This window comes from Dyadobacter crusticola DSM 16708 (assembly GCF_000701505.1).
GTDB lineage: Bacteria > Bacteroidota > Bacteroidia > Cytophagales > Spirosomataceae > Dyadobacter > Dyadobacter crusticola.
Genome location: NZ_JNJB01000007.1, coordinates 94,209 through 110,779, shown reverse-complemented (window position 1 = coordinate 110,779; position 16,571 = coordinate 94,209). Strand labels below are relative to the sequence as shown.

13 protein-coding genes are annotated in these 16,571 nt (G+C 48.9%); 7 read left to right on the top strand and 6 right to left on the bottom strand.

All coding sequences use genetic code 11. The features are described 5' to 3' along the window. The first annotated feature begins 148 nt into the window (after positions 1–148). The 3 genes from Q369_RS0111010 (at position 149) to Q369_RS0111000 (ending at position 2,554) form a co-directional block, all read left to right on the top strand. Entirely contained in the window at positions 149–1,351 is a 1,203-nt protein-coding gene (locus Q369_RS0111010; RefSeq protein ID WP_229206807.1) for a sensor histidine kinase, read from the top strand. Further along, the gene (locus tag Q369_RS0111005; protein ID WP_031527859.1) at positions 1,326–2,096 is read left to right on the top strand and encodes a LytR/AlgR family response regulator transcription factor; all 771 of its coding nucleotides are present in this window, start codon (positions 1,326–1,328) and stop codon (positions 2,094–2,096) included. The genes Q369_RS0111010 and Q369_RS0111005 overlap by 26 nt, the downstream gene beginning before the upstream one ends. Before the next feature lie 128 nt (positions 2,097–2,224). Then, positions 2,225–2,554, top strand: coding sequence for a hypothetical protein (locus Q369_RS0111000; protein ID WP_031527858.1), 330 nt, complete (start codon positions 2,225–2,227; stop codon positions 2,552–2,554). 52 nt (positions 2,555–2,606) lie between these two features. Here Q369_RS0111000 and Q369_RS0110995 read toward each other — a convergent pair whose 3' ends face one another. The 5 genes from Q369_RS0110995 to Q369_RS0110975 all read right to left on the bottom strand — a co-directional run bounded on the left by Q369_RS0110995 (position 2,607) and on the right by Q369_RS0110975 (position 9,452). Beyond that, positions 2,607–5,690, bottom strand: coding sequence for an efflux RND transporter permease subunit (locus tag Q369_RS0110995; protein ID WP_031527857.1), 3,084 nt, complete (start codon positions 5,688–5,690; stop codon positions 2,607–2,609). 18 nt (positions 5,691–5,708) lie between these two features. Continuing rightward, entirely contained in the window at positions 5,709–6,752 is a 1,044-nt protein-coding gene (locus Q369_RS0110990) for an efflux RND transporter periplasmic adaptor subunit (RefSeq protein ID WP_031527856.1), read from the bottom strand. A 6-nt stretch (positions 6,753–6,758) separates the two neighbouring features. Further along, positions 6,759–8,126: a TolC family protein gene (locus Q369_RS0110985; RefSeq protein WP_229206806.1), complete on the bottom strand. Its 1,368-nt coding sequence runs from the start codon at positions 8,124–8,126 to the stop codon at positions 6,759–6,761. A 50-nt stretch (positions 8,127–8,176) separates the two neighbouring features. Continuing rightward, the gene (locus tag Q369_RS0110980) at positions 8,177–8,791 is read right to left on the bottom strand and encodes a TetR/AcrR family transcriptional regulator (RefSeq protein ID WP_031527854.1); all 615 of its coding nucleotides are present in this window, start codon (positions 8,789–8,791) and stop codon (positions 8,177–8,179) included. A 205-nt stretch (positions 8,792–8,996) separates the two neighbouring features. Then, entirely contained in the window at positions 8,997–9,452 is a 456-nt protein-coding gene (locus Q369_RS0110975) for a hypothetical protein (protein WP_035333320.1), read from the bottom strand. A 210-nt stretch (positions 9,453–9,662) separates the two neighbouring features. Between Q369_RS0110975 and Q369_RS0110970 the strand changes: the two genes are divergently transcribed. Beyond that, positions 9,663–10,469 carry a metallophosphoesterase family protein gene (locus Q369_RS0110970; RefSeq protein ID WP_157488153.1) on the top strand — a complete coding sequence of 269 codons (807 nt, stop codon included), beginning with the start codon at positions 9,663–9,665 and terminating at the stop codon, positions 10,467–10,469. 5 nt (positions 10,470–10,474) lie between these two features. Further along, complete coding sequence (locus Q369_RS0110965; RefSeq protein WP_031527851.1) at positions 10,475–11,071, top strand: hypothetical protein; 597 nt, start codon at positions 10,475–10,477, stop codon at positions 11,069–11,071. Here Q369_RS0110965 and Q369_RS0110960 read toward each other — a convergent pair. After that, the gene (locus Q369_RS0110960) at positions 11,068–13,806 is read right to left on the bottom strand and encodes a PAS domain-containing protein (protein ID WP_157488151.1); all 2,739 of its coding nucleotides are present in this window, start codon (positions 13,804–13,806) and stop codon (positions 11,068–11,070) included. The genes Q369_RS0110965 and Q369_RS0110960 overlap by 4 nt on opposite strands. Before the next feature lie 264 nt (positions 13,807–14,070). Here Q369_RS0110960 and Q369_RS0110955 point away from each other — a divergent pair, with 264 nt between their 5' ends. Together Q369_RS0110955 and Q369_RS0110950 are read left to right on the top strand one after the other, a co-directional pair. Further along, entirely contained in the window at positions 14,071–15,789 is a 1,719-nt protein-coding gene (locus Q369_RS0110955; RefSeq protein ID WP_031527849.1) for a tetratricopeptide repeat protein, read from the top strand. Between the two features lie 44 nt (positions 15,790–15,833). Beyond that, the gene (locus tag Q369_RS0110950) at positions 15,834–16,553 is read left to right on the top strand and encodes a hypothetical protein (RefSeq protein ID WP_031527848.1); all 720 of its coding nucleotides are present in this window, start codon (positions 15,834–15,836) and stop codon (positions 16,551–16,553) included. Positions 16,554–16,571 lie beyond the last annotated feature (18 nt).

Here is a 16,571-nt window from a genome sequence, read left to right as displayed (position 1 = left end):
ACAAGTAAAAATCCTTTCTCTACCCAAGCTTTGCATTCCAGACCCATTTACCGCAATTCAGATAAGTGAGCTAACGGTTTATGTAAATCCTCTTAAAACCATATTTTGCCAAATTAATTTTGTAACCCGCATCCTCATAATAGTCAACGTGCCTGAAAAGCAAACTACTTTCCTGAGAAAACTGCTCGACCAATCTAAGTTGCCGCTCTCTGAAAAAGAGTTCTGGTGGTATTCTTTCTGCTACTGGGGGATTTTTGCATTGATCACCCTCTGGCAGTTGACAATGCTCTGGCGCATTCGCGAAGGATTTATCATGCAGCCGAGCGAGCTCTTCATCTGGCTGCTGGACGGACTCTTCTGGTGGTCGACCACACCTCTGGTACTCTGGGCCTCGCTGAAAGTGCCAATTGCCTTCAAGGGACAGGAAGGTTCGGTGATGAAAGCTATTTTAATCCACCTTCTGATTGTCGGCATTCTGAATGTGTCCGTCAACCTGTTCCATTACTTTGTAACCAATCCGCTGATGTTCTGGGCAGTAGGCAAGTCAGTAGCGGTGGAAAAATACTGGTTTTCCTTCTACTTCGGTTTTGCCGGGAGTTTTGCGCAGTACCTTTTGCTGGTGGTGGGTTTTAACAAGGTATCTTACATTTACCGGTACCAGGCTTTGAAACAGCAACATTTTGACACAGAGCTCAGTAACGAACAGCTGCGCAGTCAACTGGCCAATGCACAACTTCAATCGCTGAAAATGCAGCTAAACCCGCATTTTCTCTTCAATACCCTCCACGCCGTGATCAGCCTGATGATCAAGAACGATATCCGCAAGGCAACAGTGATGATCACCACTTTAAGTGACCTCCTGCGCGCCGTTCTGATTAATCAAAAGGCTGATTTTATTCCATTGCAGGAAGAACTTAAACTCACACGTCAATACCTGAGCATACAGCAAGTCAGGTTTCAGGACAGGCTGAAAGTGGAGTACGAGATTGATCCTGCATCTGAACTATACCCGGTTCCTCAGCTGATATTGCAACCTCTTGTTGAAAACTGCATTACGCACGGCATCTCTGATCTTACGACCAATGCATTGATCCGCATTACAGCCACGGTAAGCAACAGCGGGCTGGAAATCAAGGTGGAAGACAATGGGGCCCGGCATCAAAAAGATTCAGAGGGAATGGGCCTTGGACTTAAAAATACCACATCAAGGTTAAAGCAGGCTTATGGAGAGAAAGCCAGGCTGACTTTCGAGCAGCCGCCAAACGGGGGCACCATAGTGACCTTATTTTTTGAAGGTCAGGCAAAAACCAAACTAATCAGTAGCCATGAAACATTCCAGTCTGATCGTTGATGACGAAATTCTTGCAAGAGACGTGATACGCACGTTCCTGAAAAACGATCCTCACATTCAGGTCGCCGGAGAAGCCGGAAGCGGGTCGGAGGCAGTAGTTAAAATACTTCAGTACCGACCTGAACTCGTTTTTCTTGATATCCAAATGCCCGAGCTGGACGGATTTCAGGTTTTAAAGGAGGTTTGGCCGCATTACCAGCCCTGCATTGTTTTTACAACCGCGTATGATCAATATGCGCTGCGCGCCTTTGAAGTTAATGCGATCGATTACCTGCTGAAACCGTTTGACGAGATCAGGTTTCATCAGTCACTCGGGCGGGCGAAAGAGTGGTTGAGCCTCAAATCGCAGCCGCGCATTGAAGAGCTCGTCAGCAGCCTCCTGAAAGAACAGCGCGAACGGCCGGAAAACTACCTGCAAAGGATTCTGGTAAAGGAAGCCGGAAAAATGTACCTGGTCAAAACAGCAGATATAAGCCACTTTTCGGCCGACGGAAATTATATTTCGGTATACACAGCAACGAAAACCTACACCATTTACGAAAGCCTCAGCAGTTTAGAAAACCGCCTTGATCCCGATGTAATGATCCGCGTTGGCCGCTCCAATATTGTTAATATGAACTATATCTCCGAGCTGGAAACTTACTTTAATGGCGAGTACATCATTCACCTGTCTACTGGCGACAAGGTGAAATGGACGAGAGGATACCGCGAGAACATCCGCGCTTTCCTGACGAAAATAGGCTGAGAGCAAATCTGTTTCAGGCGCTGATAGAAACAGTTCAGATAAAATAATCTACAATTCAAACAGTAGTGCTTCCTCTAAGGCTGTTTGTAGACCAATTTGCATCCGTTCTGTTACTTAACTATCTAGCCATGCAATTTAAAAACTTCAACTTCCCTAATTCCGCCCTCGCGCGCGACCTTCGCTCATTTGCCCGGTCAAAATGGATGCCGGTTGCAATGGGCAGCAGCGCGGTTATCATCGGCCTGGCAGTTTTAGCGTCATCGGAAACTGCGCCCGGACTTACCCCCAACTCCCAAAGCGGAACGGACTCGCAATGGTGCTATGACCAGATGAACCAGAAGCTGGTGATTAAACCAGTTGCATTGCATTGCGATAAGTCTGCGGAAATACCCTCACCTATCAGCGAAGCCGTTTCATTCAAACGACCTGTTTTACTGCAAAGCATGGTCCAGTTTTAATTCAAAGCGGTTGCCCTGGTTTCTCATAACCGAGGCAACCGCTTTTCTTTTTCTAATACACCAGCTCAGGCTCTTCGTGCAATTCCTTTTTTACCTCAATGGCCGGAGGAAGCAGCTTGTACATGACAGGAGTAACCAGTCTTGACAACAATGTAGAGCTGATCAATCCGCCGATCAATACCAGGGCAAGTGGCGAGTAGAGCGCGCTGTACTCGATGACCAGCGGCAGCAGTCCGCCGATTGCAGTCAGCGATGTGAGCAGAATAGGCACAAAGCGGATTTCGCCTGCTTCGATAATCGCCTCCTCAATACTCTTTCCTTGCTCACGCAGCTGATTGGTGAAATCCACTACGAGCAGCGAATTTTTAACCTCAATACCTACCAACGCGATAAAGCCGATCGTCGCCGTGAACGAAAGTGTTTCGCCGGTTAAAAAGAGCATTGCCAGGCCGCCCACGATCCCGAGCGGAATCACAGAAAGCACAATCAGAATGCTTTTGAATGTTTTGAATTCAAGGATCAGCACACCAAGGAAGCCGAAAACAGTCACCAGGATAATCAGTCCCAAGCCGCCAAAGCTTTCCTGCTGGCTCTCCTTTTCACCGGCCACGGTAAAGCTTTGTCCATCCTCAAACCTGAACTTATTAAGCTTCGAAGTAATCTCTTCATCCAGTCGCTGAACATTGTAGCCCGGCTTCACGAATGCCGAAACAGTGACGTAGCGATCTTTGTCATAATGCCGGATCTGGTTTGGCGAGCTCTCGAATTCCACGTTCACTACATTCTTCAATGGGACGCTGGCGCCCGAGGCTGAGGTTACATATAGTTTGTCAAAAACACTGTAATCCTGCACCGCCCCGTTCCGCGACACAGATACATTCACATCATAGTTATCCGCCTTGCCCGCGTCTTCCCGGTAAGTCGCCACATTCAGTCCGGCTGCACCAAGCCTGATTGTACGGTCAATCTCTGCAGATGAAATGCCTAGTGTTCCTGCTTTTTGCTTGTTGATGTTGATGCGCAGGTCGGTAGGCTGCACCAGGAGCGGGTTGTTGACGTAGATGGTACCTTCGGTTTTGGCAAGCAGATCAGCTACGCGAAATGCTGTTTTACGAAGATCCGGCAGGTTTTCACCATAGATCCGGTAGGCTAGCGGCGCCTCGATCAGCGGGCCCTGCTCGAAATCCTTTACCTTGATTTCCGCCCCGGGATATCCTTCAAGCTTTTTGCGAAGGCGCTCAATGACCTCAACTTTCTCCCTGGTTTCCAAACCTTCCACCTGCACAAAAATTTCCGCAAAGTTCTCGCTTTCATTGTGCTGGACCACATTGTAATAAACCCTGGGGTTACCTTTCCCTACATTGGTCGCAAATGAGGTAATCAGCGGCTCTTTTTTCAGGATCCCTTCTACATAGCGGGCTACCTGGTTTGTTTTTCTGATGTTCGTACCCTGCGGCATTTCTATATTGACCAGGAACATCGGCTTTTCAGATTTGGGGAAAAGCGAGTTACCGATGAGCGGGATCAATGCAAGCGAACCGGCAAAAATCAATGCAGCGAGCACCAGCGTGAGGGCCGGCCGCTTCAAAGCTTTGTCCAGAATACTGCCGTAAGTACCGTGGATCAGCCGCTTCATTCCTCTCAACAGAAAGTTACCTTCCTCATTTGCGTGCGGTTTTAAGATCACGCTTGACAAGAAAGGAACGATCGTCAGCGAAACGATCATGGATGCAAATACCGTGGTAATTACCGAAAGCGGTAAACTGCGGATAAAATCGCCCGCACCTTCGGGCAGAAAAACGAGCGGCAAAAATGCGAATATCAGCAGGATCGTACAACCCACAACCGCCAGCCCGATCTGCGAAGAAGCTTTGATGGATGCTTCAACGCGATTGTAACCCATTCTCAGGTACCTTTCTATGTTCTCAACCACCACAATGCTGTCGTCGACCAGGATACCCAGCGCCACGATCATACCTACAATGCTCAGCTGATTGATGTTGTAGCCAAACAGGTTCATCAGCGTCAGCCCGATTGCGAGTGACAGCGGAATGGAAATCATCACTACCACCGAAGCCCGCGTACCCAGCGGCAGCAACGTGAGAAGCACGAGGAGGATCGCAATGCCAAAATCACGGGCAAAATGCGAGAGCCGGGTATCTACGCTTTTTGCCTGGTCAAACACTTTCACCAGCTCGATATTGGCTGGCAATTTAGCCTTAAACTTCTCCACAACGGGCGTCACCTGGTCCTGTACCGCGATGATGTTCTCTCCTTCCTTCTGGCTTACGTTGACAAACGCGCAGCGAAAGCCGTTGAGTCTGGCGAGGTGTGTCTCGTCTTCATACCCCATCCTCACTTCCGCTACGTCTTTCAGGTAAACAATTTTTCCATTGGCCGTGGACACAACCGTGTTAGCAATCTCGTCTAACGTCCGGTAGTTACCGCTCGTTTTGATGTTCAGCTTTTTGGTACCCATGCTGATACTCCCGCCGGGCACATTCACATTTTCGCTTTGCAAGGCGGCGATGACCTGATTTTGGGTAAGCTGTTGTTGGGCGATCTTCTGCAAGTTTAGGCTTACCTTCACCTGAGGCTCGGGCACACCCTGGTAGTCTACCCTTTTGAGGCTCTTGATTTTTTCCAGCTGCTCTTTGAATTCCTTCGAATACTTTTTCAGCTGCACATAGGTCGCGTTCTCACTTACGAGGGCGTACTGATAAATACTTACATCGGAAGGGATTTGTTTGTTAATGCGAATGTCCGCGATGTCTGCAGGCAGCTGGCCGCGAATGCTGTTGATCTCGCGCACAATCTCCTGGTACTTGTCTTCCGGATCAGAGCTGTACTTGTACTGGATCTGCATCACTGCCAAACCATCCTGAATGTCGGTGATCACGTGCTTCATATTGTCCAGCTCGTTGATCTTTTTCTCCATCGGATCTACTACAAGCTGCTCCATATCCTTGGGGCTGGCACCTGGATAAATGACCACTACGGTAAACTGCGGCGGGTGAATGTCAGGATCTTCGCTTCTCGGCATTGTAAGCAGAGAGTAGATACCAAGCGCCATCACGGCCAGGAAAACCACCAGCGTAAACTGGTAATTTTTAACAGCAAATTCAGGTAATTTCATGATTTCGTCTGTTGTTGTTTACTGAATAATCTTAATTGCTGATCCGTCGGTGAGGTAAGCTGAGCCTTCCCTGATCACCTTGGCCCCTGCTTCGATCCCAGACACAATGTAGGCTTTGTTACCTTCCAGATAGGCGATTTTCACCTGCTTTCTGGCGGCTTTATCGCGTTCCGCCACAAACACGAATGCACTGTCACTTTCCCCTTCGATCAATGCGTCCACCGGCAGTGAGATCATATCCGTTTTTTCGTTCGGGTAAATACTTACCTTGGCAAAAAGACCGTTTGCAAGCTTCAATACGGACTTATCGAGTTTTATTTCAACCTGATACAAACCCGATCCCGCCTCACTCCCCTGCCCCATGGCACTGACTCTGCCGCTGAAAGTCTGCTTGTAAGCATCAAATGTGACCTCTGCTTTTTCTCCACCTTTGAGCCGCGCCCAGTCTTTATCCGTCAGTCCGCATTTGACTACCCAGTCTTTATTTGCAGTACTGCTGATGTACAAAACAGGAGTACCGCCCTGCACCTGCTCGCCTGCATTTTGCAGCTTGCGGATCACGACGCCGTCTGCATTCGATACAATGCGGGTTTGCGACAAGTTGAACCTTGCGATGTCGAGCTGCTTTTCTGAGAGAATCAATGCGGTCTGGCTGTTTTCCAGCTGTTCTTTGGTATTTACACTGTCGCGGTAGAGGTTCTGTACGCGTTGCGCATCCCGTTTCGCTTTCAGGAAGTTCTCTTCGGCCTGGTTTACCTGCGCCTGGATCTCGGTGGTGTTTAAAGTCGCAAGTACCTGCCCTTTGCGGACCCTGTCGCCCTCTTTGACCGAAATAGAACTGATAATGCCACTCACTTTGAACGACAGCCGCGCCTCACTGTCCGAAGCAAGCAATCCCGATGTTTCAACAGCCTGCGCCTGGCTCAGAGAAGCCGGACTGACGATCTTTACAGGAATGGTATTGTCGGTTTGTTCCTGCTTTTTCTCTTCCCTGCATCCTGCCAGCAAAAGCAGCGAAGCAAATAGTAAAGTCGGTAGTGTAACCTGAGTAGTTGTTTTCATGACATTTTAGTTTTGAAATACATAGCTTGCCTTTGCGCGTTCCAGCTCTGCGGCGCGGGTTTGTACATTGAGATAAGAAATGCTCTGCTGCATCTGATCGCTGACCAGCCTGTTCTGTGCGTCGAGCAGCTCGATATACAGAAGCTGCCCCTCCCGATACAGCTTTTGCTGATCATTGTAGTACTGCTGAGATAATGCGGTTTGGCTCTTCGAAGCCTGATAAATCTGCAATGCAGAGCGAAGCCGGTTGGTCGCAGTTTGTGTTTGTAACAACAGTTGCTGCTCCGCCTGATCAAGCTGCGCACCCGCTGCTTTCACCTCCATTTCTGCCTGCCTGGTTCGGTATTGCACCCGGTTGGCCGCAAAAACGCGCCAGTCGAGCGTGACGCCAAACAGATAATAGCGGGTATCATTGTTGAAACGCAGGAAGTCACCTTGCGAACCCAGGTCGATAAACGTCGACAGTTTTGGCAATGCGGCCGACTTTGCAAGCTGAACAGACAGCGCATTGATTTTGGAAAGAGATTCCAGCTTGACCAGCTCTTCCCGCTTTCCGCCCGCAGGCATATCCGCCACGAGGCTACTCTCTTCCGGCTTTGACAAATTGACCGGACTGTCCAGCGGGTTGTTCAGCAGGAAGTTGAAATAGGCAACCGCATTCACAGACTGGTTTTTGGCATCTTCCAGCCTCGCTTCCAGGCCGATCAGCTCGTTTTCAGACCGGCTTACCACTGTCCTGATCGCTTTGTCATTCTTCACCAAAGCCTGATTAAAGCGCAGATTATCCCTGGCCAACGAAACAGCGTTCTGAATGATAGAAACCGACTCATTTGCTTGTAAACAAGCGTAGTAAGCCAGCTTAACTTCTTTCACCAACTCTCTTTTGTAAACATCCAGTTCAGCCTGCTGCAAGTTGATCCGCTCCTTTCTGATACGCGAACTATAAATGATTTCGGCATTGTAAATAGGCAGCGAGGTCCTGAAACGGGCATCGTAATAATTGTTAGGATTGAAAGTTTGGCTTACATTCTCCACCTGCGGGAAAGCCGAGGTATTTGTAAGTTGGTTCAGAGAATTGTAGACGGGGTTCAGCAAGTCGCCGATCGGGATACTGATCTTGCGGCCGCCGCGCGAATCCAGGTAGGAAGCATTCAGATTTACTTCCGGCAGGAAAAGCGTCTTAGCCTCCTTCAATGCATAGAGATTTTGTTCCAGTAAGAAGCCCTGCTGCCTTACTCCCTGGTTGTTTTTCAACGCCTGGTCAATGTACTGCTGCAAGGTCGCATCCTGTGCATTTGCAGCGGAAATCATCAGGCAAAAGGCAAAAGCATAGTGTAACAGCCGCCGCGAGGGCGCCTTAAAATTGACGTTCATACTAAGTATCGTTTATTTACTAAACAGTGTTCATTAAGAGGGCAAATTTTTTAGGTTTTCAATTGATTCAAAAAATGATCAAGGGATGCATTCATCAATTTTCTTACATCTTCATCTTGCATTTCGAGGATACAAATCCTTTCCCTGATGTAGAGTGAAACGAGCCCGTGTACAAAGGACCAGACTGTCATAGCAGCCACAAACTTGTCGACAGGCCTGATCAGCTTTTGCTCAATGCACTCTGCAAGGGTTTCGAGCAGGTATCCGAATGCACATTCACCTGCACTCCATTTTTCCTTTTGCTTGATCTCGGCCAATGGAGCCCGCATTACAAACATGAGATCATAATAATCGGGGTTTGCAAGTGCAAAATCCACATAAGTTTTCCCTAGCTCACGCAACCGTTCGAATGGGTTGGTGACGGAATTGTGCTGACGCAAAAGTTTGTCGAGTATCTCAAATGCGTTCTCGTGGATAATGTAGAAAATCTCATCCTTATCCTTGAAATACAGATAGATAGTAGCGGGACTATATTCAATATCCTCGGCAATGTTACGAATGGACGTCTTATCATAACCTTGCTTCAGAAACAACTGAGTTGCCGAATCGATGATCAGGTTCCTCATATCCTGCTTTTCCCGCTCTTTCCTTTCCTTAATCGCCATAGTCTCTGAAATACGCCGTGAATATAATAAACAGTGTTTAGTAAATCTATTTTTGTTTCACACAAAAAGGAAGAATGGCAGAAAAATATACTTGAACGGAAAGCCAAATTATAATTTTCGTACTCTTAGGTGGAGTTTACGACGGCATTGCGCACAAAAAAAGCGGGACCAGAACTGACCCGCTTTCGCATTGCATAATTGCATTTTACATTCCTGAGGTACCCGGCAGCGACGCGAGTTTTTCTTCATCCCGGCTGATATCCTTTCTCAGGTTATCGATATTTCTTTTCAATTTTTCGAGGCTGTCCGCCGCCCTTCTTGCTTTTTTTGCATCTCTGTTCGCTGAACTCGCGCTTTTGCTGGCCCGCTTTGCGGCGCGTTTATCCTGCGGATCGTCGCTAAGCCTGTCTGCCGCTTTTCTGTTTTGTTCTACTGAGCGTTCTGCTGCTTCTGCGGTCTTTGCGGCTTCTTCCGTTTTGCTTTGCAGCTCGTTTTCCAGCTTCGCCAGTTCAAGCTTACGATCGTTCAACTTCTTGCTCAGTTCAAGCGCTTCCTTCTGGTTTTTCAGGAGGTTGATAGAGTCTTTAGACACTGCCTGGGCCGAGGCCGAAAAGGTAATCAATGCAAGACCGAGGGATACCACTATGTTTCTGATTTTCATCGCTTCATTTTTGATATGTGAGGTAAAAACGGGAACAGTGCAAAAATCATACCGGCGGAAAGTACATTTTCATTCGGGGTTTTTCGTCTTAAATATGCCAAATTTCAGCAATTAAGCAGAATTTCGGGAATTAAATGGTTGTTTAAAGAGTTTGTTTAAAATATTTGTACAACATAATCCACATCATCTCACCGACAAAACAACTCTACTTTGGCCCGCATTGCTCAACCACTACTGCTCTTCTTACTACTGAGCCTTTCTTCCTGTGACAGCCTGTTTTTATACAACCCTAACCAGGTAAAGCTGCTGAACGGGGAATCGAACCTCAACGAAAAAAACATTGCCCGGCTCCACGCCACGCCCATCCAGGATACGCTGAGCTTTATTTTAATGGGCGACACCCAACGCTGGTACGACGAGTCGGAAGAGTTCGTCAAAAGTGCGAACAACCAGAAAGGTATCTCCTTTGTGCTGCACGCCGGTGACATTTCCGACTTCGGACTGGCGCAGGAACTCAAATGGGTCAACCGCATTATGTCGCGCCTCGATGTCCCGTACATGACCGTCATCGGCAACCACGATGTGATCGCAAACGGGCCTGATGCTTATAGGAAAATGTTCGGACCGCTGAATTACGCTTTCAGCTACGGCAACTACAAGTTCATTTTCATCAACACCAACTCAAGGGAGTACGCTTTCGACGGCACAGTGCCGAACCTACCCTGGCTGCGAACACAGCTGGCCGACAATCCGGAAGAAAAACAGATGATCGTAATAGGTCACGTGCCGCCTTACGACAATGATTTCGACAAAAAGCTGGAACCAGAGTTTGCAAAGTTGCTGGGCGATAATCCGAACGTCAACATGAGCTTATATGGTCACCAGCATTCATTTGCAGACGGTGAATATTACAAAGACGGCGTTCGCTATGTGGTGACGACGAGCATGGGAGCAAGAGGTTATCTGCTGATCAAACTATGGGAAGGCGGCCACGATATCAAAAGAATTGAATTTTAGAAATTATGAAGAAATTACTACTCCTCTGCTTGCTTTTCGCACAACTTAACGCCTCGGGCCAAAGCACTGATCTGTCCCAACCCCAAAGACACTGGTTTCTGCCAGACCATGTAAAATTGCAGTTCGCAGGTGGAACCGGCTTCCTGTCCGGCGGTCCGGGTTATATTTCCAAAAACCGTACACTTGAAACAGACTTCCTGTTCGGGTACTTACCGGAGGAATTCGGTGGCGATGCATTAATTACAATTACGGGTAAAACCACCTACTCGCCGTGGTCGGTCCCATTGCGCGATTCTTACTACATCAAACCATTTTCAGCAGGCATTTACCTCAGCTACACATTCGGCCCGCAGTTTGACTGGAAATGGCCGAGTTACTATCCCAAAGGCTACTATTGGTGGGCTACGTCTGTCAGGCCCGGCTTATACATCGGAGGAAAAGTGGGAAGGGACGTGACGCCCCGGACGCGCAAGCGCCAGGTGGAGTTATACTACGAGCTCGGAACCTACGATCTGCTGCTGATCAGCTACGTACAGAATACCGGCTTTTTGAAGCCAGGCGACATTCTTAACCTTGCGCTTGGTGTCAAATTTGGCTTTTAAGATCTGATCTCCTCGGTTTTGCCGGAGATATCCCTGATAATTTCATCCAATGCATGCGCGGACGAAAGTACATGATCCAGCAGCTCACTGGTTTCCTCGGCCGAGTTCTCGTAATTTTTCATCAAATCGATCAGCGACATCAATCTTGCCAGCGGAGCCCTGATCACGTGCGATTGCATAAAGGCAATCTGCTGTAATTTCTGGTTACGCTCTTCAATCTCACTGATATACCGGCGCTTCTCGGTGACGTCGCGGCCAATGGAAATCCAGTGTGTAAGCTGCCCCGCCTCGTCTACAACCGGGTGAAGCGACAAACTGATGAAATAACCCTTACCCTCTTTCTCGTAGTACACAATCTCTGATTTCAGCTGTTCGAGATTGGAAACTGCATCCCGCAGCTTTTCGAAATCGTTCTCGGAAGATCTGAATCCCTCCAATGCGAGCGGGCTCTTGCCCACGACATCAGCAGGAGTATAGCCCGTGAGCCTGGTAAATGCTGCATTCACGTACAGGATTTGCAAGCCCGTAACGTCACCCGGATCTGACTTGGCGATCAATACGGCGTCGCTGGTGTTCGTGATCACCGATCCCAGCAATTTGAGTTCATATTCTTCCTCCTTTTGCCGGGATATATCGCGCATTACCCCGATCATTCTCACTGCTTTGCCCCGCCGGTTGCGGGTGATATACCCAATGTCTTCAACAAATGCGTAAGTGCCGTCTGCCCGCCTGAACCGGTATTCAGCACTCCACCGCTGGCCGCGTCCGGCAAGCTGCAATGCCAGGCTTTGCTCCACAGCCGCACGGTCTTCCGGGTGCAAATGCCGCGCCCATTCACCAGCGGGCTCTTTGTCACCAAGCTCGAAACCAAACAGCCTGAAAAACCCGCCTCCCCATTCAATACGCTGTGCTACCAGGTCCCAGTCGTAAATGGCGTCGTTCGTTGCCATATTGAGCAGCTCGTACCGCTGGTTGCTTTTCCGTAGCTCGTCAATAGCCTGTTTTTGTTCAGAAATATCAATCCCGATGCATTGGATCTCCACAGGTTCGCCAACTGAGTCGGTCAATGCTGTGAAATGCCAGAACACGGATCTGGGCTTATCGCTTTGCTGCACGTAATCCAGCTCTACCGAAAAGATCTTACCGGGTTCGAGGAGGCATTTATTCACCACGTCAACCACGCTGAGGCGGTGATAATGCATTACGACCATGATCGAATTGACGCCCAGGAAGTTCTCATCATTGTAAAACCACCTGAAATCCTCCCGGTACTTACTGTTGTAATAGGTATAGTTTCCAAGCAGGTCAGTCCGGATCACATAATTCGTTTGCGCGTCGACCAGGCTGCGCAAACGTGATTCGCTGGCGAGCAGTTCTTCCTGTATTTTCTTGCTTTGGGTAATATCCAGGCACGCTCCGATCATTTTTACAATGCGGCCATTGTCATCAAGCTTCGACCGGCTCCAAGTTTTCAGGTATCTTACCTCACCCGAGGCATGGATGATACGTTCTTCGAATTCGATGTCAGTCTTGTTTTTCATTGCATTTTCGAGTCCTGCCCGCACGCGCTCCCTGTCGAGCGGGTGCACCAAAGCAAGATACCCTTCCAGACTAGGATTGTATTCACCCTTTTGCAGACCGTAAATGGCGTACAAAGTGTCTGACCAGCTTACCACATTCGTATCAAGATCCCATTGCCAGGTACCAAAGCGCGCCAGCTCCTGTCCCTGCGATATCAGCAGCGCAGTGTCGGCAATCAGGTCAACATTCCGGCGGTTTTCAAGAATGACTGTAAGCAATGCCACGGCTTTGGCAACGAATTTGAGCTCTTCTTCATTCGGCGCTTTGACATTGTTATAGTACACAGCAAAAGTCGCAATCACGGTATCATCCGAGAGAATGATCGGATGCGACCAGCAGGCAAGCAGGTTATGTCTAAGCGCCAGCTCTTTGTAATCTGCCCACACCGGGTCAGTTGCAATATCTTCCACCACCACCATTTTTTTTGTAAATGCGGCAGTACCGCAGGAGCCCGCTTTCGGGCCAATTTCAAGATCTACGATTGAGTCAGTGTATTCTGCCGGCAGCGAAGGCGACGCCCAGTTTTGCAGCCTGCTGTTTTTGATCCCCATGATAGAACAGGTCATTCCCGGGAAAATCTTTTCGATACCTGTCACATAGTACAGCAGTACTTCATTCAGCTGAGAGTTCTTTCCTGCATTGATTTCCAGAACTGTCCGTTCCAGGTGTTCCACTTCTTCCAGCCGCCGCGTTTCACTGATATCAAGCACAAGCCCGTGATTGCGTGTCTTACTTGCATCCCCGGTAACATCCATAACCGATTTCAGGATGTACTTTACCTGTCCATTTTCGCCGAAGACGGCAGTACAGGTGGACTGGTAAAATACTTCGGATACCTGGCCCTGCTCGTCCGGCGGAGTTACGTACCGCATAACAGGTGTGACACCTGACCTGCCGGTAGCGGCTACCTGCTCCAACACTGTCAGCGATAAACTCGCCTGGCCGGAGAGTACCTCGTCGAAAGCACCACAAAAGCTCCGGCCGACCAGATCTTCCTTTCTTCTGCTGCTGAACAGAAGAAACGCCTCATTCACCTCCGTGATCGTAAACGAAGGCGCATCAGCTTCTATCACCAGGCTCGGGACCGGGCTGGCATTAAATATTTCCTTAAAATCGTGGCTGATCATACAGGCTACACGGGTTGTACATGACAAGCGATAAAAGTGTTAAGCTGCATTATGTACATTTAACTATTATGAAGGTAAGTTTTAGAAGAAGTTGATAGAACTAGCGTGATATTACGATTTTATAAAAATATACCAAGACTTTCTTTCGTGCAAAAAATTAAGGTATTATCACAAAACTTAATAATGGCTGACTTGCCGCAAAAAGCTGCGTGAGCTTTTAATTATTATATTACAGAATAAACTTCACTCTCGCACGCACAGGCTATTTGGAAAGGAAGAAAAAGATCGACTATGAGAACCTTTTTATTAACAACTGCATTAGGCGCTACCTTCGTCGGGGCTGCGGCCTTCATGTATTTCCGTGAAACAGAACCGGGCTACGTCACAAGCGCAAAAGACATAGCCGTTTGCGGACCCGCTTACGCCGGCCCGGCAGGCTTGAACGAAGAAGGAAAATTCATCGGCTCGATGCCCGGCTGGGGCAACTATTCTTTTCCGGTTGCCACTGAAAATGACAGCGCCCAGTTTTTCTTCGATCAGGGACTTAATCTGTATTACGGCTACCATTTTCGGGAAGCGGTGGCTTCCTTCCGCGAATCCGCCCGACTCGACCCTGAGAATGCGATGGCTTACTGGGGACAGGCTCTGGCTATGGGGCCTTACTACAATGCAGCGCACAGCTATACCAAACCTGCTGAGCTCTCGAAAGTACTGGCCAGCATGAATGCGGCTGCCGCTAATGCGAACGCAACCGGCCAGGCTCTCATCAAAAGCATGAACACGCGCTACTCCGAAGGGCCCGACGATTCCCGCAGGCGCGAGCTGAACCTGGCTTATGCGAAAAGCCTGAAAGAGCTTGTAGCACAAAATCCGGCCGAAAAAGAATACAAAATCCTGTATATCGATGCGATGATGCTGATCCACGCCTGGGACTTCTGGAACAAGGACGGGAGTGCAAAATCGTGGACACCGGAGCTGATCCGCCTATGTGAGCAGGTACTGAAAGAAAGCCCCAAACACCCGGCTGCCCTGCATTACCACATTCACCTGACCGAAGCCTCCCGCCGCCCCGAGGTAGCGCTGGCAAGTGCTGAAACGCTTCGAAATGTAGCCCCGGGCGTCGCTCATATGGTGCACATGGCGAGTCACGAGTACGAACGCAACGGGCTGTATGCAAAAGGCGTGGAGGTGAACAATGTTGCAGACGATAACTTGCTTTACTACGACGCACTCGCCAAGCATCTGTCGCTTAACAAGCATTCTGCGCACTATTTCGCGGTGCAAACCTACTGCGCATTAACGGGTGGAATGTACAAAGATGCTGCCCGCTACGCCCAGCGGCTCCGCAAAACCGTAGCGCCGTCTCACGAAGGCACTTACGACCAATATTTATACATGCTGCCACAAATGGCGATGGTCAGAATGGGAAAATGGAACGAGATACTGAGCGATACCACTTACATTGACCCGCAATGGAACTTCTCGAAAATCCTGTCTGCATTTGCGAAGGGAGTTGCATTTACCCAGACCGGCAAAACCGACTCGGCCGCGGCACAGCTTTCAATCCTGCGCGACAATATCAACGATCCTGCATTGACCAAACGTCGCATTCCTTTCAACTCACCGGTTGAGATTGCCCGCATTGCAGAACGGATCCTCGCCGGTACGGTGCTATTTGAACAAAAAGACAAAACAAGCGCAATTGCCTCACTCGAAGCTGCCGTGAAGCTGGAAGACAACCTGATCTATACGGAACCCAAAGACTGGCCCATTCCAAGCCGGCAGTTTTTGGGCAAGTACCTGCTTAAATCAGGAAAAGCTGCTCAGGCAGAGCAGGTGTACCGTGAGGATCTGGCTAAAAATCCCGGGAATGGCTGGTCGCTCAAAGGCTTGCAGCAGAGCCTGACAGCCCAGGGGAAAACGAAGGAACTCAGCAAACTGGAAGCACAATACAAGACAGCTTTTGCCCGCGCGGACGAGCTGCCCGCAGCATCGGTTTTGATCAGATAGGCAATGTAAATTGATCCATTTTCAGGCGCTTAAACACAATGCAAATGAATTTACGCCCGACATTAGTTCGTCTGCTCGCAGTGCTCAGCTGGCTGCCGCTCGCCGCACATGGACAAACCATGAAAACCTTCAAGGTGAAGGCCGGAGACTATCCTAACAGGGTAATCCCTGTTGCAGAGCAGTACCAGTTTCCTTCATTTCAGCCCGGGAAAATCCTTTTTTACGGCGGGAGAACCGAGCAGGCGCTTCTGAACTACACGTACCTGGGTGGGAATTTGCTCTTTTTGAATAATCAGAAAGATACCCTCGAACTCCTCGACCAGAAACTCGTGAAGGTTGCCGACGTACAGGGAAAGATTTTCTATAATGATAAACATTATGGTTTTTGCGAAATGGTAGCTGCTTTCGGCGTCATTAAGCTGGCCAAAAAGCACGTACTTGCGAGGATCGGTAACGAAAAAGGCGGACCTTACGGCATTTCCTATACTGCTTCATCTGTAACTACTTACAACTCCTATTCCAATGAGGCGGCACCCGGCGCAAGGAAATTGAAGATGGATACTGAGGCCATTTTCGGGCACAGGATCCTTTACTTTTTCATGGATCCAAATGACCGGTTCCTGATCCCCGGCAAAAACAGCATCAGCAAGCTTTTCCCAAAACACAAAGACGAGATTACGCGGTACCTGAAAGAAAATCCTGTAAACTACACGGACGAGAAAGACCTTTCCCGCTTGCTGGCGTTTTGCCAGGAGCTAAAATAATGTCGCTGCCGCGAGGCC